Genomic DNA, 19,714 nt, shown 5'->3' with positions numbered 1-19,714 from the left:
GTTATACCTACTCCTCTACCTGAAATATGGAATCAATGATCAGCGGCAAATTATCCCTCACAGATACGGCACCGAATACCGAACGGGCGTGTACCCCCTGATCCCCAAATACCTCCATCATCAGATCCGAGAAACCATTTAGCACTTTATGATGCTCCTGATACGAAGCGGACGCATTAATGAATCCCTGCACTTTAACCACTCTCTTCACCCGATCCAGTGAACCCAACACATCTCGAACGACAGCAAGCACCTCCAGTCCAGCATTCCGGGCAAAATCATACCCCTGCTCTGTTGTGAAGTCTGATCCCAGTTTGCCGCGTTCGGAGGTATCCGGTCCTTTCCCGGATACATACATAATTCCATTCACAATAACGGCATTGGCGTATTTCGCTGCGGGGGCACTGGCCTGTGGCAAAATGATCCCCAGTTCATTTAATCTCGCTTCAATCATCGTATATTCTCTCCCTCTATTATGGTCCTCACGGAACCCGATTCCTTGTATTCCTGTCTATAAACTCTTGGTGATACCTGAACGGTACGTTTGAACATCTTGCCAAAATGAGAGAAGTTACTGAACCCCGCAAGCCAGGCGATGTCCGTAATGGATTCTTCACTTTCTCGCAGTAAACGCTGCGCTTCCTTCACCCGTAACAGATTCAGATAATCACTGAAGGTAAAGCCCGTCGTTTGTTTGAACAATCGACTCAGATAATGCGGACTAATGCGAAACATGCCCGCCACCTCCGGTAATGTCAGTGGTTTCTGATAGTTCTCATTCAGGTAACGTACAACTGCCTGTGTCTTGGGATGAAGAATCGGCTCACGATCATCGGAGCTTAACCTGCCCAAGTGTTGATTACGATAGGCATGGAGCAACAATTCAACAGCCCGGTGACGGAGCAACAGGTTGCTTCCAGGTTGAGGACGAAGCATTTCATCCACCATTTCGCTAACCATCCGTTCTAGAACCTCAGTGACTTGAGATGGAAACCTTACAATAGGAATCTCCCAACAGAAGGGTTCCTTCAAGCCTTCAACTAACTCCGCGGAAATAGCTATGGTTGCAAAAAGCTCAGGCTTCAAATACAGCACCATCCGTTCATGGTCAGGCATGCCACTCTCCAATGTTTTATGAACCGTATTGCGGTCAACAAACACCAGATCACCAGCCTTTACCCGGTAGGTCCGGTCCTTAATGAAATAAATACGCTCGCCAGACAACAGATAATACAACTCATAATGATCATGCAGATGGTCATCCGTCATCGAGAAATATCCAATGCGACGATCATATTCGATGTGCAACAAATCCGTCGGATCATGAAAATCTGCACGAAAAGGTTCTGTCATGTCGCCCTCTCTCCTTTCCATAAATTATAGCAAAATATGCGGCATTTGAAAGCGGTTACGCATAAAATGCGGCGAAAGAAGTACTCCCTTGTTATAGTCTAGAGCTATATTCAAGGAGGCGATAGACATGAGTAACAAGAAACGTTATGTATTAGTCGGAACTGGCGGCCGCGCCGAATTTTTTTATGGTGCTTTGACCCGGGATTATAGGGATACATCCGAGCTTGTCGGCTTTTGTGATATAAATCAAGTCCGTATGAACTACGCGAATCAACTATTGAAGGAAAAGTACGAGTATCCTGAGGTACCCACTTATCCTGCAGATCAGTTTGATCAGATGATTGAGAACGAGAAACCTGACTATGTCATCGTAACGAGTGTTGACCGCACCCATCACAAGTACATCATTCGTGCGATGGAACTGGGTTGTGACGTTGTCACCGAAAAACCGATGACCATCGATGAGGAGAAATGTCAGGAGATTCTGGATGCTGTCAAGCGGACTGGTCAGAACGTAAGAGTCACCTTTAATTACCGTTATGCACCGCACCATACTAAGATTCGAGAACTTATTCTGAATGATACCATCGGGAAAGTCACTTCCGTTCACTTTGAATGGCTGCTGAATACCCGCCACGGGGCAGATTATTTCCGCCGTTGGCATCGGGACAAGCGTAATAGCGGCGGATTACTCGTGCACAAATCCACCCATCACTTCGATTTGGTGAATTTCTGGATTGGCTCGCAACCGGATACCGTGTTTGCATTTGGTGATCTGATGTATTACGGCAGAGAAAACGCAGAAGAACGCGGTGTAACGCAATTCTACAACCGGGCAACCGGCAACCCGATCGCAAAGGATGACCCTTTTGCACTGCATTTGGATTCAGACGCACATATGAAGTACATGTATCTGGATGCCGAATCGGAAGATGGTTACCAGCGCGATCAGAGTGTATTTGGGGATGGCATCAACATTGAGGATACAATGGGTGTTCTTGTGAAGTATCGGAACAAAGCCATTCTGACCTACTCCCTCGTTGCCTACCAGCCATGGGAGGGTTATCGCATTGCCATTAATGGCACCAAAGGCCGGATTGAAATGAACATTGTGGAGCAATCTTATGTCAATTCATTGGGTGACAAAAGTAAAGAAGGTGCTTTAATCGGTAAAACGTTGCGGGTTCTCCCGATGTTCGATGCGCCATATGAGGTTGAAGTGGAAGAGAAAGCAGGTGGACATGGCGGAGGTGACCCGGTTCTGCTGAATGATCTGTTTGGAGAGCCTGTAGAAGATCCGTTCCATCGTGCTGCTAACCATGTGGACGGTGCCAGATCCATTCTGACGGGTATTGCTGCCAATCGCGCCATCGCGACGGGTTTGCCTGTCAACGTCAATAATCTGGTTCGTTTCTAAGTCCCCCAGGTCTGCACTACATTATTAATTTCATTTAAAGGCTGCGCATATCACGCAGTCTTTTTTATATTTTTATAATTAATCTGCACGCAAGTTGACTCGGTAGAAGGAGGAAATCTATGTTCTTCTCTTTAAAAAACCGTCTGATTGCCTTTATCGTTGTCCTGTTTGTCCTCGCTTTTGGCACACTCTCCTACCTGCTCTTCAAGGAATCACGCACGGTCATTCGCTCTTACATCGAATCCTCTGCTCTTGAGAAAATGGAGGAATACGGTTCATACGTAGACATGGTGCAGATGCAGATCTACGATGTCGCCTCTCTTGTTTTCAATAGTGATATGGGCAAAAACTGGGATAACGCGATCGGTGATCCGAACCTGCCCGAAGGAGAAAAGATGCTGGCCAATCTTGCGATGAGCCGTTTTCTCACTCAGGCAACCAACAGTTACACCAGTATCTCGGATGTATCCATCTATCGTCGGAATGGACTGCGAATTGGCAGCGAGAATCAGGTAACATATGACCCTGCATTTGTAAAAGAATCCTGGTATACGAATTTCTACACGTTGGGAGAACGCTGGTTACCTGCACACACCGACCAACATGAACGTGTCAGAGATCATGGTAATCCGGTGGTCAGTCTGCTGATGCCCATCGGCACCTTTCATCATGCTACAGCGCAGAATGTCATGAAGGTGAATGTCAGTGAATCTTATTTTCTGGAGCCGCTCCGGCGCATACATCTTGCGGAGAATAGCACTATTTTTCTGCTGGGCGAGCAAGGAAATCCTATTCTGTCACAGCAGGTAGAAACGTTGGGTGCTGTAGCTACCGCAGAGATCGATCGTTTTCGAAACAGCCCGCTCAAATCCGGTGTGGCATACCTCAAAAACCAGGAAGGACAGCGAGACATTCTTGTATTCAAGAAACTGGGACGTACCGGCTGGATGTTGGCGGGTATCGCACCTGAAAAGGAAATGTACCTCTCTCTCCATAAGCTCCAAAGCACAATTGTGGTGGTGACGATTGCCCTGATTCTGGTCTCCCTCTTGGCTGCTGCATGGTTATCCCACGGCGTAACCAAACCTTTGACCAGACTGGTGCTGGCGATGAGACAGGTTCAACGAGGTGCTTTTGACCAAGCGGATTCACTTCTGCCTCCGGATAAAAATGTAAAGAGCGAGATCAGTTATGTGATCTTCACCTTCCGTTATATGATCAGTCAGCTGCGGCAGCATATCCAGAATGAATTTGAACTGAAACTACTTCGCCAGCAAGCAGAGTACAAGGCACTTCTCATACAGATTAATCCACATTTTATGTTTAATACTCTGGAGCTGGTTAGCAGCCTTGCCATTCAGCGCCGAACGGATGATACGGTTCAGGTCATTGAGGATCTGGGTAAAATGATGCGCTTTTCTATCAATACCAATGACGACCGTGTTCCGCTAACCGAAGAGCTGGATTATGTGCAGCGTTATATCTCCATTTTGCAGACTCGTTTCGGTCATAAACTCGACATTTCAGTAACGTTGGAAGGTACACTGAACTACGTGGTCATCATCAAGTTTATTCTTCAACCACTTATTGAAAATGCAGTGAAATACAGCTTCCAACATCAGACGACAGCTCAGGTACAGATACGGATCAACCGGATGTATGATCGTCTGCACATCAGCGTTTTAGACAATGGACCGGGTATCCCAGCAGAAATAATCAATAAGTTGCAACATCCGGTTGCTCCCTCCTCATTGGAATCCATATTGCATAATGAAGGCTGGCATATTGGACTGAGCAATGTCATTGCTCGTTGTCGTCTGCATTATGGTGGCTTGTTCACGGTCCATGTGGAGAACGATGAGCGCGGAGGAGCTTACATTGAACTGACTCTACCCGTACAGGAGGAATATGATGTACAACGTATTAATCGCAGATGACGAGATCGAAGTTCGCGAAGGATTAAAATTGAAAGTCGATTGGCATGGCATGGGTTTTGTCATAACAGGAGAAGCCTCTAATGGGATCGAAGCGGATGAACTTTTGAAATCTGAACATTTTGACTTGCTGATTACCGATATGAATATGCCTGTCATGGATGGCATCAGACTATTGGATGTCTGCCGCAGTTATAACCCTTCCATTCAGATTATCATTATCACGGGTTATGAGGATTTTCAATATGCCAGAGCGGGGGTCCGCAGCCAGGTCATGGATTATTTACTGAAACCTGTAACCCGGGATGAATTGAAAGCCACATTAGGCAAAATCAAAGCGGATCTGGATGACAAACGTAAAATACGAGGCGATTCCGAATTGATGCAATGGCGACTCTCTCAGTATTACTGGGAAATGAAGGAACGTTTCCTTTTTGATCTCGTCAAAGGCAATCGCCTACCGCCTTCCTCCATGCCAGAACGGCTCAGATTGTTCCATCTCGAATCATGGCAGGATCAGAAGGTCTGTTTCATCACCGCGAGTATAAGTCAATCGGACAAGCCGGATATTCGAAAAGATCGATTACACGAGCAGATGCATCTTCCTTTCGAAATGGTATGTTATGAAATCGCCCAGTCTGATTCAGACAATGTCCAGGTTTTTCATGATTCGGCACACGCAGGGATCATGCATTTCATAGTGCAAGATGGTATGCAGCATGAATTCATCCAACAACTTACGGAACATACGGCATCCGTTTTTTCCATGGAACTCAAGATTGGGGTGGGGCTTTCTGGTTCCGGACTTGAGCACTGGAAAGAAGGTTATATCCATTCCCTTCTGGCATGGAATTCAGCTGAACGGGCTGTCAGCGAGCCTAACACTCAGCCAGGAACGGACTATAGTCCATTACTACCTGAAGAAACAACACGCAAGCTGCATCATTGCCTCATTCGAGGGGAACTGGACTCCTTCCGCAGCATCATCCGCAAGGAACTTCACGAGGCACTCCAGCTTTCTCCCTCCCGAATGACACGAAGCATTTTTCAAATTTCATTGTTGATGGATTTTCCTATAGCCCCGGAATGGATACTGTGGCTTAAGACGCCAGATCAAGCAGAACGCTTATTAATGCAATGGGCTCAAGACTTCCTGAGTCGACAACTTCCTTCAGAAGATGGGGATGAGACGGTTATAGACTTAGCCAAGCGATATATCGAGGAGAACTACATGCAGGAGCTAACCTTGACGTTACTCGCTGAACGGTTTAACTATTATCCTACCTATTTCTCCGAATTGTTTAAGGAAGGTGCAGGTACCTCTTTTATTCAGTATGTGACGGGTGTTCGGATGAAACACGCCTTGCAACTGCTGAAGGAAACCCAATTAACCGTGTGGGATATTACGGAACTGACCGGTTTCAGTTCGCCAAGTTATTTCAGTTCGAAATTCAAAAGAATGTTCAACATGAGTCCGTCAGACTATCGCTTGCTGCATTCCGAAAAAATCGATAGCCATGATCCGAAGAAATGAGATTCAAGCTTCTCCCCTTCCCCGGTATGATGTGGTTACCAAGAGAACGCCGTATGTTGTAAGCGAATTCATAATTGGTGACTATTATTCTTACCCATTCAGAAGGGAGGCACATGATGAAAAAACAGACCAAGCCCTTATACGGTCAGCACAATACCACAGCCTACTTGTTTCTTCTGCCCTGGCTGATCGGACTCTTCTGTCTGACACTGGGACCAATGGTTGCGTCCCTATACTTATCCATGACCAAATTCAATCTACTGTCATCACCGACTTGGACTGGACTTAGCAACTATGTTCACATCTTTACCGAGGACGATACCTTTCGCAGGTCCCTTGGGCTGACGTTTTATTATGTTTTTCTATCTGTTCCACTAAGGCTTGCCTTTGCTCTACTGGTGGCGATGGCGCTGAACAAAGGTATTCGAGCCCTCGGCATCTACCGGACTGTATATTACATCCCTTCCCTCTTGGGCGGCAGCGTTGCGATTGCAATCGTCTGGCGGCAACTCTTTGAGGGGAATGGATTGGTCAATCAGTTTTTAAGCTGGTTTGGTATCTCGGGACCATCCTGGATTGCGCATCCGGATTATGTGGTCTACACCATCATTACACTATCCGTGTGGCAATTCGGGTCTGCCATGGTCATCTTTCTTGCTGGCCTGAAACAGATCCCGGCAGACTTATATGAAGCGTCCGATGTCGATGGAGCGGGAAAAATACGTCAATTTTTCGGAATCACTCTGCCCATGCTCTCCCCCGTTATCTTTTTTAACCTGATCATGAGCATGATCAATTCATTTCAGGCGTTTACACCAGCTTACGTGATCGGAGATGGCCGCGGGGGTCCACTCGACGCAACGATGTTTTATACCTTGTATCTGTATCTGAAAGGTTTTTCGTTCTTTGATATGGGTTATGCTTCGGCTCTGGCTTGGATCATGTTGGTCATTATCGGGGTATTCACCGCAATCGTCTTTGTTACATCCCGATTTTGGGTGTTCTACGGGGACAATCAGGAGGGGAGGTAATGCATATGCCAATCAAACGACAACTGGTTCAGGCCGGGAGGCATGCCGCCATTATACTCTTCGGTCTACTGATGTTATATCCAGTACTATGGTTGATTCTCAGTTCGTTTAAACCAAACCATCTCATTTTCACCAATGGTAGTCTTTTCCCAACCAGTTTCACGCTGGAGCACTATATTAATGGCTGGAAAGGTCTGCAGGGCATCTCTTTCGGCCGTTTCTTCGGCAACTCCGTGCTGATCTCGGTCATGAGTGTGTTGGGCAATGTGATCTCCTGTTCCCTTGCAGCTTTCGCCTTCTCCAGATTGAAGTTTCGATTCAAAGGCGTGTGGTTCAGCATGATGTTGGTCACGATTATGTTGCCTTACCATGTTACTCTGGTGCCTCAGTACATTCTCTATAATGAGCTTCAATGGATTAATACGTATTTCCCGCTGATTCTGCCCAAGTGGCTCGCGCAGGATTCCTTCTTCATCTTGCTCATGGTTCAATTCATACGCGGTATACCGCGAGAGCTGGACGAGAGTGCAACCATTGACGGTTGCGGGCAATCACAGATCTTTTTCCGAATCGTAGTGCCACTGCTCGTTCCAGCACTAATTACAACCGCGATCTTCACCTTCCTGTGGAGCTGGGATGATTTTTTCAGCCAGATGATTTATTTGAGCAAAATTGATCTGTTCACCGTGCAGCTGGGCATTCGCTCTCTCTTTGATCCCTCAGGACAATCCGATTGGGGCGCATTACTCGCCATGTCCACCCTGTCACTGCTTCCCGTGACCATCATCTTTTTATTGTTTCAGCGATATTTCCTTGAGGGCATTGCGACCACAGGTCTGAAGTAACAACACGTTTCTCATTATCCATAGACAGGGGGATTTACCATGTTCAAACGTTTCATGATTGGTATGATTACTTCACTTTTGTTACTCGTAACAGCTTGCTCTGGAACAGACCATACAGGGGCTAATGATAATGCAGGCAATGGTAATGATAATGGAACTACCGAGGGCGGACAGGTCGAACTTCGCATCATGTGGTGGGGTGACCAGAAACGGGCAGATATTACGAATGAAGCCCTCAAAGTCTTTCAGGCGAAATATCCAGATATTAAAATTTCAGGAGAATTTGCACCCTCCTCCGGATATTTCGACAAACTGAATACCCAGCTGGCATCAGGCACAGCACCAGATATCTTTTTCCTTGGCGGAAATGTCGTGGACTATGCCAAAAAAGATGTCCTGCTCAATCTGGACCCGTATGTTGGCAACGAACTGAATTTGGACGGTATGGATGAAACCATGATCGAATACGGACGTCTCGACGGGAAGCTGCAACATATCTCTGCCGGTGCGAACGCACGAGGAATTGTTGTTAACAAGGCACTCTTTGAGAAAGCCGGCGTGCCTTTGCCAGCATCCGATTGGGACTGGACGGACTATGCCGCCATCAGCAAAGAGTTGTCCGACAAGCTCGGAGATGGCTTCTATGGGACGTACAATTTTACCGTCGACGGGATGGATATTTTTCTAAAACAAAGGGGTAAACAACTGTATGACATGAAAAACGGCACACTTGGATTCGCCAAGGAAGACATTCTGGAATGGTTCCAGTATTGGGAAAAGACTTCGGCATCCGGCGGTGTAGTCACACCGGAATTGCAGGTGTCCAACCCGCATGATGACACCAGTAAATCCCTGTTGATCACAGGCAAAGCAGCCATGACTCTACTACCATCCAACCAACTTGCTGCATTCCAGAGCTTGACGGAAGATCCTCTGGTGCTACTCCCTGTACCACGAGGCCCTAAGGGAACGGGGGTTGTATTTGAATCCAGTCAGGGATTATCGGGTTATGCAAATACCAAACATCCGAAGGAAGTAGCTATATTAATGGACTTCTGGATTCATGATCCTGAAGCAGCCAAAATCCTTGGTAATGACCGTGGCGTGCCCGTTACGGAAGCCAATCGAAATCTTCTTCAGGAAGGTGCAGGCCCTGTGGAGGAGATTGTCTATAACTATACAAACCTTGTCTCTGAAGCTACGAAGACTGAACCTTTTGAGGTGAGTTACAATCCTCCGGGATTTGCAGAGTTCTCCAAGTTAGCTCAGACGACAAATCAAGAGATCGGATTTGGACGAAAAAGTGTGGAGCAAGCTGTCTCCGACTTCTATAACGGGACCGTTCGTATTTTTGAATCGAATCAATAACCAGATACTGTAAGGAGGAACATATGACAGAAGAGATACTGAATCGGCTGCGCAACATTTCGATGATGGATCAAGTTCAGCCAGTTAAACCGGAAGATCAGCAGTTATTACAGGAATGGCATGCATCGGGTATCCGGTTTGCGGCATCGGGCGGACAACTGGAAGCTACGTATTTTGCAGCGGTGGAGAAATTGCTTGCTTGTATTCTGCCCATGGGAGACAACGATCCTATTTTACAAGAAGGTGGCATCTATCTGGGATGTTGGTTAGAGAGCACAGGTACCATCAATGCGGAGCTACTGTCTCGCCTGCTTCCTTCTGTGTCCGAAACAACGTATCTCGCATTTGCCAAGCAGCAAAGAGAAGATGGATTGCTCCCGTATAAACTCACGGCAAACGGTCCCTCTTTCCGGCAAATCCAGTTGGTCACTCCGCTGGCACGCAGTGTATGGAACCACTATCAGCTTCATAGCAATCATGGGAAGCAGTCGCCTTTCCTGAACACGATGCATAAGGCTATGGTTCGTTACGATGAGTGGATTGCACGCAACCGTAATACCCGAGGAACTGGCTGTGTAGAGGCCTTCAGTACGTTTGACACCGGACATGACTTATCCCCGCGATTCTGGCATGTTCCGGACACACCTTACATGAATGATGCTTCTGCCTATCACCCGGATTCTCCGATTCTGCCTTTTCTGGCACCAGATCTGACTGCCAATATCTATTGTCAGCGCTTGTATCTGTCCCGCATGGCTGAAGAACTGGGAGAATCGGGAACGGATTGGAAAGCAAAAGCCGAGTCTAGCCTGGAAAGTCTTTTCCTTTATTGTTACGACGAACAGGATATGTTCTTCTATGATCGGGATCGCAATGACGAATTGGTCAGAGTCCAATCCGATGTGTTGCTCCGCGTAATGGCCTGCGAAGTGGGCGACCGTGAATTGTTCGATAACCTACTGCGTCGGTACCTGTTGAATACAAGTAAGTTTTTCGCTAAATACCCGTTTACATCGATTTCAATGGATGATCCCAGATTTGATCCCTTTTCTTCCTACAACAGCTGGGGAGGGGCATCCAATTTCCTGAGTCTGATTCGGGCGCCACACGCATTCGAGTATCATCATCGATATGTGGAGCTAACCTGGGTAATGCAGCCTATCTTGTCCGCCCTATCCAAAGATAAGCGATTTGGTCAGGTACTAAGCCCATGGACCGGAGAACAAGGTTTTACCGAGACTTACTCCCCCTCCATCCTCTGTCTCCTCGATTATGTGGAGCGATTATGCGGAATTATGCCTGTTGGATCGAATCAGCTCTGGTTTACCGGACTGCTCCCCATCGACATGGATCATGGTGAGATCGTATCTGGCAACACGGCTTATAGCCGAAAAGTCAACGGAGTAGGATATGAATTGGTCAACACGCCTGATCGCATGACGGTATATCTGGAAGGCAAGGTTCATCTGGATGGCCCGTCAGGGATTCGACTGGTGACGGATCAAAGCGGACATCTGGAAGGCGTTATTGGAATGAGCGTTCGCACCGTTGAGGGAGAGCTCTTCTATCAAGGAGAGAGCATCCCGATTCGGATCAAAGGCAATGAAATGCAGCGTTACGCTGATGGAAATTTGAGCACCGAGCGCGATATTGGCATCATCCATCCTACGTATCGTTAATTGTTTGTACGCAAAAAGCGCAAGTTGCCGAGGTTTACTTCCCCTGCACTTGCGCTTTTCCCTTTTGTGCGTTTACATTTCTTTATTTCTTATTCATAAGGACACAAGATAGAATTTGACTACCACTGCGGAAATCATTCTCTCTCTGGTTACAGAGGAGATTAGTTTCACCTTACACCTTCCGTTGCCACGCCGGATGACGATAAAATTCAATCGTATCAATATAATTTACCGTGAACTGCTGTTCCACATCCGACAAGTTCAACAGTTTGCGGTCGATTTGCTTCATCCCCATGACCACATCATGCCTTAGCAGGTCCATCGCAATTTTGCCTACAAATCCGCCTTCCATCTCTTTATGCTTGGTACGAAACTCTTCATTGTAGATCAGTTCAGGTGTGAATGCCGCTTCGACGAAAGCATTAACGAGCGTAAGCTCATTGCCCTCGATCTGCACTGCTAGATAATAATTGCCACGCTCATCCTTAATGAGGTCTTTATACATCTCTACGATCATGTGAATCACTCCTCTATTATAAAAGAAACCCCGTTAGCCTTAACGAACATGGGCTATCAAACGTACACCTTCCGACCCCGTTGCTTCATATACTAGGTACAAATGGCGAACGGAGGAATACTTATGAGCTGGCAGCATCTCCATACTGGAAAAACACTTCAGCAGCGCCTGGCAGAACTCCAGGGGCACCTTGCAGAACTGAATACTCCACTCTCCGGGTTGGAACCGGGACGTATTCGTCGTGTCTATCCAAGGCAGTTTATCAAAGTAAACCGGCAGTTATTCATTCCACTCAGTCTGAATTCCATTCGGGTATTCGATATTCCTCGAACACAGCGAGGCGTCAGAGTGGGAATCCGCACGACTTTCCCTTCCAGGAATGCATTTAACAATATCAGACTTGTGGGCGTGGGACTGGATTATCTTGAACTCCAGGGAAAAGGCAGAGTCCCTTCCCGTATATTATTTCCTCTCTCCAGCGTCGAGTCGATCTATCGGCCAACCACTGGAAGAAAAAAACTGAAACGGCCTTGTAGGCGGAAGTAAAGCTGGTTCTTTTCGCAAGCCATACAATGGTTCCCAAATGTCTGCATACGGGTGCTCCCTAATTATAACCCATGCAACCACTTATCTGCTGAAGAATCATTTTATGTCAAAAAGCGGTGAGAACAGAACTGCTTCTGTATCTCACCGCTCAGCCAGTTACGGATCAAGCTGACCCTTCACATGTGTACATCAGATGCCTGTCCATACGTCCTTGGCATAACGACCTTCCTGCTGAAGCTGATTAAGCCAATCTTCTGCTTCCTTCGCGGATTTGCCATGAATATCAGCGTATGCCTGCTGGAGTGTGGCTTCCACATCAGGTGCCATCTTGCTGCCATCACCGCAGATATACAGATGCGCTCCCTCTTCAAACAAAGGAATCAGATGACGGGCATCGTCTCTCATCAGATGCTGTACATAACATTTCTCCTCCCCGTCTACACGGGAGAAGGCCGTATGAAGCTTCACAAGCCCTTCTTGCTGGGCTGCTTCCAATTCATTTTTGTACAGATAATCATGCTCGGGATTCCGGCATCCAAAGTACAGGTGGGCTTCGCCAACCTCACGACCTTGTTCCTTCAATACGTGCCTTGCCTGCAAGAAACCTCGGAATGGAGCAACACCTGTACCCGGACCTACCATGATAACGGGAACCTGTGCATCCTCCGGCAGTTGGAAGCCGGATTCCGGTGTCCGCGTGAACATGACGATCTCGTCACCCGGTTTCAGGTTTGCCAGATAGTTGGACGCAATGCCTTTGTATTCTCCCTGTCCACTCCATGCTGGGGCGCGCACAACACTGACCGTAATACTCGCTTGATCGGGCTGAACACGCGGTGAACTGGAGATCGAATAATATCTGGCTTTTAATGAAGGCAATAATTCAAGGAAACGCTCAAACGGCAGTTCACATGCCTCATATTTCACCAGATAATCCAGCATGGAGATCCGTTTATTCCGCACTTCATCCATATACACAGATTCATCAAGCAGCGCTTCAAGTTCTTTCTTATGCGGTGGACATACGGTGTATGCTGCCATTTCTCTCAACTGCGCACGAGTTGCCGCCTCCTGAAGCTCAACGCTATGACTGAGCAGATCATACAGGTTCACCGGTTGTTGCAGCGGCAGATGCGCGGCACTCCGACCGGATGCATCCAGAACAAGATGCTCCGTTCCGGTGAATCCATAACGACGCAATACACGTTCCACAAGTTCCGGTGGATTCTGTGGCAGAATGCCCAGATGATCCCCTTCCTTGTAGGTTATGCCTTCAGGCAATTTAATCTCCAGGTGACGTGTGCTTCGTTCACTGCCCGCGTCGTGAAGCTCCCTGTTCTCAAGTACTTCTGCCACATGGGCATCATACGTATCCGCAAGCGGTGTTACGGCGAGCCCACTGACAAACTGTACAGATAGGGAACTGCGTTCGCTATTGGAGCTTGTGTTCAGTTTCAGTCCCATCGTTCGTGCGAGATCTGGCCATAATTGCTCTGTCCAATCCCCCACCTGTTTCTCGAAATCTCCACTGGCATTGGACTCACCCAGCGGTGATAACCGCTCTGCTCCTCTGGAAGATAACTGTTCATCTATTAAACGCGGAATACGCTGATAGGTGCTGGCCCAGTTGTGGTCACCGCATCCAAGAACGGCGAAACGCACACCCTTGAATTCATTCGCATCTGCATGTTCGATCCACTCGACAAACATCTTGGCATTACTTGGCGGCTGACCATTATAGGATGCACTGACAATAATGACGGCACCCTCCTTTGGCAGTTTGCCAACACGATCATCCAGCGTAGCAACCTCACTCCGGAAACCCTGATATCTGGCGGTATCTGCAATTTCACGTGCAATGCCTTCAGCGGTACCCAGATTGGAACCGTACAGAACAAGCATCGGTGTGTGGTGGGCATTGGCTGCATCCGGCTCCGTTCTTTTGGCAACTGGCTTTGGTTCTTCAACCGCTACACCCGGAACGGCCATGACTGGCTGCCCACCACGCGCACGTACACGAATTGTGAAGTTATCCGGTTTGAGCGTCAGCGTTTCTTTCACTTTTAACTGATAATCCGAATGATCTATGAAGTCAAAATGCTTCAACACCATGCCCAGTACCAGCGTTGCTTCCTGAAGTGCAAACTGCTGACCAATGCAGGCCCGTTGACCGTTACCAAAAGGTTTATAGGCATCATGCGGCACTTTGCTCGGATCTTCGAACCGTTCCGGGCGGAATTTCTCTACGTCGTCTCCCCATGCTTCGCGGTCACGATGCAGCTTGGGAATAAGTACACTGACACTGTCTCCTTTTTGCAAAGGATATTGACCCGCAAGTACCGTGTCCTCTTTTGCATACAGGGAAAATGCCGGGGCCGTAGGCCATAACCGCAGTGCTTCATTCAAAACCATGCGAACATACTTCAGATTGCGAACCTGGTTGTACGTGGGAACCGGATCTTTCAGAATCTGATCCACCTCAGCTTGTGCTTTAGCCAGCGTATCCGGATTCTTCATCAGATAATAAACGGCGAAGGATAACAGTCCACTTGTGGTCTCATGTCCAGCAATCAGGAATGTAATAATCTGATAACGGATGTTCTCATCATCCAGCGTTTCTCCTGTTTCCGGGTCCTTGCCACTGAGCATGTGGGACAACAGATCATCTGCGCCTTCCTGCGGTTTCTCTTTGCGCTCGGCAATAATGTGATCCACCAAAGAGAACATGGAACGGATATCCTGTTCAAACTGTTTCTTTTTGGTGATCATCAGCTTGTCTTGCAGACGCAGTCGCTGCAATGAACTCATGGATTCATCCAACGCACGAACCATACTCGTAATGAATGGATGTGGTTCTTCCCGATAGAAGCTGTTAAACCGATAGTTGAACCCACACAGACCAATCGTGTCGAGCGTAAGACGTGTCATATCATCCGGAACGTTAACCGTCTCATCCGGGTTCAATCGTGACCATTTCTGAACCAGCTGCACAGCCAGATCAATCATTTTGTTGTGATATCCCTGCATCGCACGTTGACTGAAACTTGGCAGCAGTACGTTATGGGCTTTTTTCCAATTCGGCTCCTCGGTCCAACTCGTAAATAGTCCATCTCCTGCAAAAGCACGAACCTTCGCAAGGGGTGCCCAAACACGTTTGTCGAATTTGGATTCATCTGTTACCTCGGCGACCAGTTTGTGACCGGAAATATACAATTCACTTCGCCCGGGGTACTCCATACGAAAGATCGGTCCGTATTCTTCAGCCAGTTTCACCAAGGATTGCACCGGCTCTTCAAAGTTCAATTGCGGCAAATTGCCCAGTGGGCCAAATGTTTTTGGTTGAGGCACTGAAATTGGTGGCATGACACTCACTCCTTCTTTCCAAGTTAAGAGTTCTACAACTAAAAAATAATGACTTGATTTACAGACTCGATTACACTTACTCTTCAGATCAACAGATTCAAGTTATTTTTTGCACATTTTCATATTTCATCCAGATAACGATAAAACCACAATAGAACTAACTGACCAAAATGGTATATTGGTCATTTTTGATTAAAAAAAATGGAGCCCTTCGTTATCTTCTTTTACCCTAACATTTCCAGTTCTAATCTTCAACAGTCCCAAAGTCATAGGACCTCAGGACAGGGATTAAGGTATAATTATGAATTCTTTAACAGAACCTGAATAACAGACTCCATCTCTAATGGAGCAACTGTCGTTTCATAACGGCCATGGATGTCCCCATTACGGTCAATCAGGAATTTGGTGAAATTCCATTTGATGCCGTCACCTTGATACAATTCTGGATGCTTCTCTTTCACAAAGGTGTCCATCCACTCTCCTTCCTTCGTGTCCAGATCATAACCTTGAAATGGCGCTTCTGTAGTCAGATAACGAAACACAGGATGCATCGATTGCCCAACGACCTCAACCTTCTCCAAAATCGGAAAGGATATCTGAAACTGACTTCTGCAATACTCAGCTACCTCAGCGCTACTACCAGGTTCTTTGTCGTTAAACTGGTTGCACGGGAACGCCAGAATCTCCAGCCCCTGATCACCATATTTCTCATACATCTGCTGAAGTTCACTGAATTGCCGGGAGTAGCTGCACCGACTTGCTGTATTCACAATAAGTAGCACCTTCCCTTTAAAAGCAGAAAAATCACCCTTGTGTTTATCCATAAACGGAACTTGGTAAGAAAATATACTCATCTGTATTCATCCTCCTCTTTCTCTTTTGTATCTCATATGAACTCTCTCTTGAAATGGATTATACACCTCCATTGTTAATAGGTGAAATATATAATTAATATAATTTTAATAGCTTTTAACTATAGTTAACAAAATAAAAAACTGCCCTCAGCAGTCAAATACTGCATCTCGGACAGTTATCAAAATCATGATGTGCCATCACGCTAAACACATCGTTAACCCATAATTAAACCATATACAATGCCTGGTCCGTGTACCCCAATGGTTAAATCATTTTCAATATCGGAAGAGCGGCTTGGCCCGGAAATAAAGTGGATGCCTGCTGGAAGATTCTCTCTCCCCGCTTCGTCAAATCGATCCAGCGTCTCACCCAGTCTGGTGTACAGTCGATCTACTGGAATAATGATGATGAGTACCGTAGGCAAGAGACTGACCGAACGACCTTTTTCCGGTGAAGAAAGTACAGTGACCGAGCCTGTGTATGCTGTTGCATAATCCGCCATGACCACACCGATATCAGCCTCAGCTGCCCGAGCCTTCCAGTTCTCATCCGCCTGACTATTCCAGACTGAGATCTGTACATCCGGAAGCTGCTCTTCCAATCCGAGATCCTGTAACGCCTGTTCATTCTGACGAATGATATACCTGGCACTCAGTTCATGAGACTTGTTGGCAATAAATTGAGATACTTCTTCCATGTTCTGAACCCGGGCAATGTGTGCGCCTACACTCACAAAGTTATCCGTAAATGCTTGAATACGCTTCTCTTCATCCCATTCCAGCTCAGTCCAAAAGTCGGGTGCTCCCCGAAAGGGTTGGGTCGGCGCATGGCGTTGCCTTGGTCTCCTCAATTTCGAAGCAATGTCATTCATGAACTGCTCCTGTTTATCAATGGACTTCTTCTCCAATTGTGCAAGCCATTGCTGATGTTCAGTGACCATGCTTAGTACCCTCCCCTTCCTCTCGTTCACGAATAATCTGCTCCATGCGGCTGCGAACGGAAGAATCCATGGCCGGTTGCTCCTGGTTCAGTTCCTGATCCAGCTTGTTCCATTGTTGTCGGAAGGATTTCTTGGCGAGGCTTGGCGCAACCCGATAATTGTTCCAGCCTTTAAGTGGACCCAATTTGAGTGAAATGCCGTTGTTGCGTACAACTGCCTTCTGCCCGATCTGTCCCAGACGTATGGCCGCACTGAAACGTTTGGAATTGGATACAATAGCGGCAAAACCCTTCATGCCCATGCTCTCCATTTTGTTTCCATGGCCGTCTTCCACTTTACGCCTACGTAGATAAACGAGCATATCATGTAGCGGAATTTTGACCGGACATGCTTCATAACAGGCCCCGCAAAGACTAGAGGCACCGGCAATATCATTCCATTCATCAATGTTGCCATTGAGTGCAGGTGTCAGTACTGCGCCAATTGGACCACTGTACGTCCCACCGTAGGCATGACCTCCAATATGACGATATACTGGGCAAGCATTCAGACAAGCACCACAGCGAATACAATTCAGCAACTCCTGGAATTCAGGATCACCGAGCTGTAAAGATCGACCGTTGTCCACGATAATAATATGCATTTCATCCGGCCCATCAGCATCCGCTGTGCGGCGAGGACCTGTGATGCCTGACATGTACATCGTTAGTTTCTGACCTGTTGCGGAGCGTGGCAACAAGGTTGCCATGACTTCCAGATCCGTCCACGAAGGGATGATCCGCTCCATGCCCATCAGTGTAATCTGCGTTTTCGGAACAGTGGATACCATACGGGCATTGCCTTCATTTTCGAACAAAACCATGGAACCCGTCTCTGCAATTGCAAAATTACAGCCGGTCATGCCGATATCTGCTTCGAGGAATTTCTCGCGCAGCTTTTTGCGAACAAATCCGGCAAGTACCGTTGTGTCCGGCTCCAGAATTTCACCCGCTTCCTTGGATAACAACTCTGCGATCTGATAGCGGTTCTTATGGATGGCTGGAATGACAATATGAGATGGCGCCTCGCCTGCCAGCTGAATGATGTATTCACCCAGGTCGGTCTCGATAGCTTCAATGCCCGCCGACTCCAACACATGATTGAGATGTACTTCTTCCGACACCATCGATTTGGATTTCACCACCGTAGAAGCTTGCTTATGCGCCGCAATATCCAGCGCAATTGCCGCTGCTTCCACCGATGTATCTGCAAAATGAATATGAACCCCGTTCGCACGGGCGTTGTTCACAAATTCATTCAGATAATAATCCAGATACGCAATTGTATGCAAACGAATCTGACGGCCACGCTCCCGCCATTCATCCCAATTTCCATGTTCTTCTGAGGCAGATTTCTTCCCGTTACGCAAACGTTCTGTCGTGAATTTGACTGCTTTTCGCAGAAAATCATCATTCAAGGCCAGTCCGGCACGTTCTTTGACCGTAGTATCCATGACTCCCGGTTGGCTCATCCTGTTCGCACCCCCTCATACAGTAGTTCCGCCAGATGCATTACACGCACCGGTTCATTCCGATAACGCAGATTACCTGCGATATTCATCAGACAGGCCATGTCCAGCCCAACCAGCACTTCGGCTTGTGTCTCTTTGACATGATCGACCTTCTCCGTCACCATCGCTCCTGAAATATCGGACATTTTGATGGCAAACGTGCCCCCGAACCCGCAGCAATCCTCAGCAAATGGGAGCGGAACCAATTCCAGACCTTTTACTTGAGAGAGTAGCGCCATCGGCTCATCCTTCACACCAAGCAGACGGCTGCCATGACAGGATGGATGATAGGTTACTTTGTGCGGAAAATGTGCGCCCAGATCGGTTATCCCGAGTACCTGAACGAGGAATTGAGTAAACTCATAAGCTTTGGCTTCCAATCGTTTTGCCTTCTCCAACCATACTGGTTCATCCGCGAACAGCTCGGGATAATGATGAATCATATACGTACACGATCCCGAAGGACATACCACAAAATCACTGTCGTCAAACGCTTCAAGAATCGTTTTGGCCGCTACCCGAGTCTCATCCCAGTACCCGCTATTGTAGGAAGGCTGACCGCAGCAGGTCTGCACCGGCGGAAAATCCAGCCGAACGCCATGAGCGGCGAGCAATCTGACCATGGCCTCCCCCACTCGGGGATAGATGGCATCGCTGAGGCAGGTAATGAATAAGGAGACCTTCATAATTACACGCTCCTATTAACTGATTAGTAGATAAATTTACTATGAATATTTACACTGGACACTCCGTTTCGTGTAAATGTTTAGTTCATTTTATATA

Annotated in this window: 16 protein-coding genes; 8 read left to right on the top strand and 8 right to left on the bottom strand. The window is 47.3% G+C overall.

Annotated elements, in window-relative coordinates; translation table 11 throughout:
- Positions 1-7 precede the first annotated feature (7 nt).
- Both MHI48_RS12755 and MHI48_RS12750 read right to left on the bottom strand, forming a co-directional pair.
- The gene (locus tag MHI48_RS12755; protein ID WP_047842646.1) at positions 8-454 is read right to left on the bottom strand and encodes a RidA family protein; all 447 of its coding nucleotides are present in this window, start codon (positions 452-454) and stop codon (positions 8-10) included.
- Positions 451-1,353: a helix-turn-helix domain-containing protein gene (locus MHI48_RS12750; protein WP_405144173.1), complete on the bottom strand. Its 903-nt coding sequence runs from the start codon at positions 1,351-1,353 to the stop codon at positions 451-453. The genes MHI48_RS12755 and MHI48_RS12750 overlap by 4 nt, the downstream gene beginning before the upstream one ends.
- Positions 1,354-1,480: 127 nt before the next feature.
- Here MHI48_RS12750 and MHI48_RS12745 point away from each other — a divergent pair, with 127 nt between their 5' ends.
- The 7 genes from MHI48_RS12745 to MHI48_RS12715 all read left to right on the top strand — a co-directional run bounded on the left by MHI48_RS12745 (position 1,481) and on the right by MHI48_RS12715 (position 11,161).
- Entirely contained in the window at positions 1,481-2,770 is a 1,290-nt protein-coding gene (locus MHI48_RS12745) for a Gfo/Idh/MocA family oxidoreductase (RefSeq protein ID WP_076327819.1), read from the top strand.
- Positions 2,771-2,889: 119 nt separating this feature from the next.
- On the top strand, positions 2,890-4,707 hold the full coding sequence (locus MHI48_RS12740; protein ID WP_076327818.1) for a sensor histidine kinase: 1,818 nt from the start codon (positions 2,890-2,892) through the stop codon (positions 4,705-4,707).
- Entirely contained in the window at positions 4,682-6,238 is a 1,557-nt protein-coding gene (locus MHI48_RS12735) for a response regulator (RefSeq protein WP_076327817.1), read from the top strand. Before MHI48_RS12740 ends, MHI48_RS12735 begins: the two co-directional genes overlap by 26 nt.
- 116 nt (positions 6,239-6,354) lie before the next feature.
- Positions 6,355-7,269, top strand: a complete 915-nt coding sequence (locus MHI48_RS12730) for a carbohydrate ABC transporter permease (RefSeq protein ID WP_047842642.1) — start codon at positions 6,355-6,357, stop codon at positions 7,267-7,269.
- A gap of 5 nt (positions 7,270-7,274) precedes the next feature.
- Positions 7,275-8,114, top strand: a complete 840-nt coding sequence (locus MHI48_RS12725; RefSeq protein ID WP_076327929.1) for a carbohydrate ABC transporter permease — start codon at positions 7,275-7,277, stop codon at positions 8,112-8,114.
- A gap of 39 nt (positions 8,115-8,153) precedes the next feature.
- Entirely contained in the window at positions 8,154-9,482 is a 1,329-nt protein-coding gene (locus MHI48_RS12720; RefSeq protein WP_076327816.1) for an ABC transporter substrate-binding protein, read from the top strand.
- Positions 9,483-9,505: 23 nt separating this feature from the next.
- Positions 9,506-11,161 (top strand): MGH1-like glycoside hydrolase domain-containing protein, encoded by a 1,656-nt coding sequence (locus MHI48_RS12715; protein WP_076327815.1) that lies wholly within the window; start codon positions 9,506-9,508, stop codon positions 11,159-11,161.
- A 172-nt stretch (positions 11,162-11,333) separates the two neighbouring features.
- On the opposite strand, the gene MHI48_RS12710 is transcribed toward MHI48_RS12715, so the two are convergent.
- A complete protein-coding gene (locus MHI48_RS12710; protein ID WP_062833999.1) occupies positions 11,334-11,678 on the bottom strand; it encodes a hypothetical protein in 345 nt (114 codons plus the stop codon).
- A 123-nt stretch (positions 11,679-11,801) separates the two neighbouring features.
- Between MHI48_RS12710 and MHI48_RS12705 the strand changes: the two genes are divergently transcribed.
- The gene (locus MHI48_RS12705) at positions 11,802-12,224 is read left to right on the top strand and encodes a hypothetical protein (protein WP_076327814.1); all 423 of its coding nucleotides are present in this window, start codon (positions 11,802-11,804) and stop codon (positions 12,222-12,224) included.
- Between the two features lie 189 nt (positions 12,225-12,413).
- On the opposite strand, the gene MHI48_RS12700 is transcribed toward MHI48_RS12705, so the two are convergent.
- From MHI48_RS12700 to MHI48_RS12680, 5 genes are all read right to left on the bottom strand, one after another.
- The gene (locus MHI48_RS12700; RefSeq protein WP_076327813.1) at positions 12,414-15,587 is read right to left on the bottom strand and encodes a bifunctional cytochrome P450/NADPH--P450 reductase; all 3,174 of its coding nucleotides are present in this window, start codon (positions 15,585-15,587) and stop codon (positions 12,414-12,416) included.
- 299 nt (positions 15,588-15,886) lie between these two features.
- Positions 15,887-16,441 (bottom strand): glutathione peroxidase, encoded by a 555-nt coding sequence (locus MHI48_RS12695; RefSeq protein ID WP_076327812.1) that lies wholly within the window; start codon positions 16,439-16,441, stop codon positions 15,887-15,889.
- Between the two features lie 215 nt (positions 16,442-16,656).
- Positions 16,657-17,382, bottom strand: coding sequence for an LUD domain-containing protein (locus tag MHI48_RS12690; RefSeq protein WP_076327811.1), 726 nt, complete (start codon positions 17,380-17,382; stop codon positions 16,657-16,659).
- Entirely contained in the window at positions 17,372-18,892 is a 1,521-nt protein-coding gene (locus MHI48_RS12685) for a LutB/LldF family L-lactate oxidation iron-sulfur protein (RefSeq protein ID WP_076327810.1), read from the bottom strand. The genes MHI48_RS12690 and MHI48_RS12685 overlap by 11 nt, the downstream gene beginning before the upstream one ends.
- Positions 18,889-19,617, bottom strand: coding sequence for a (Fe-S)-binding protein (locus MHI48_RS12680; RefSeq protein ID WP_017688927.1), 729 nt, complete (start codon positions 19,615-19,617; stop codon positions 18,889-18,891). Before MHI48_RS12680 ends, MHI48_RS12685 begins: the two co-directional genes overlap by 4 nt.
- Positions 19,618-19,714: the final 97 nt, after the last annotated feature.

This window comes from Paenibacillus sp. FSL H7-0942 (assembly GCF_045040715.1).
In the GTDB taxonomy this organism is placed as follows: domain Bacteria; phylum Bacillota; class Bacilli; order Paenibacillales; family Paenibacillaceae; genus Paenibacillus; species Paenibacillus amylolyticus.
The sequence above is the reverse complement of the archived record's forward strand: the minus strand, read 5'-3'. Positions and strand labels throughout refer to the sequence as shown.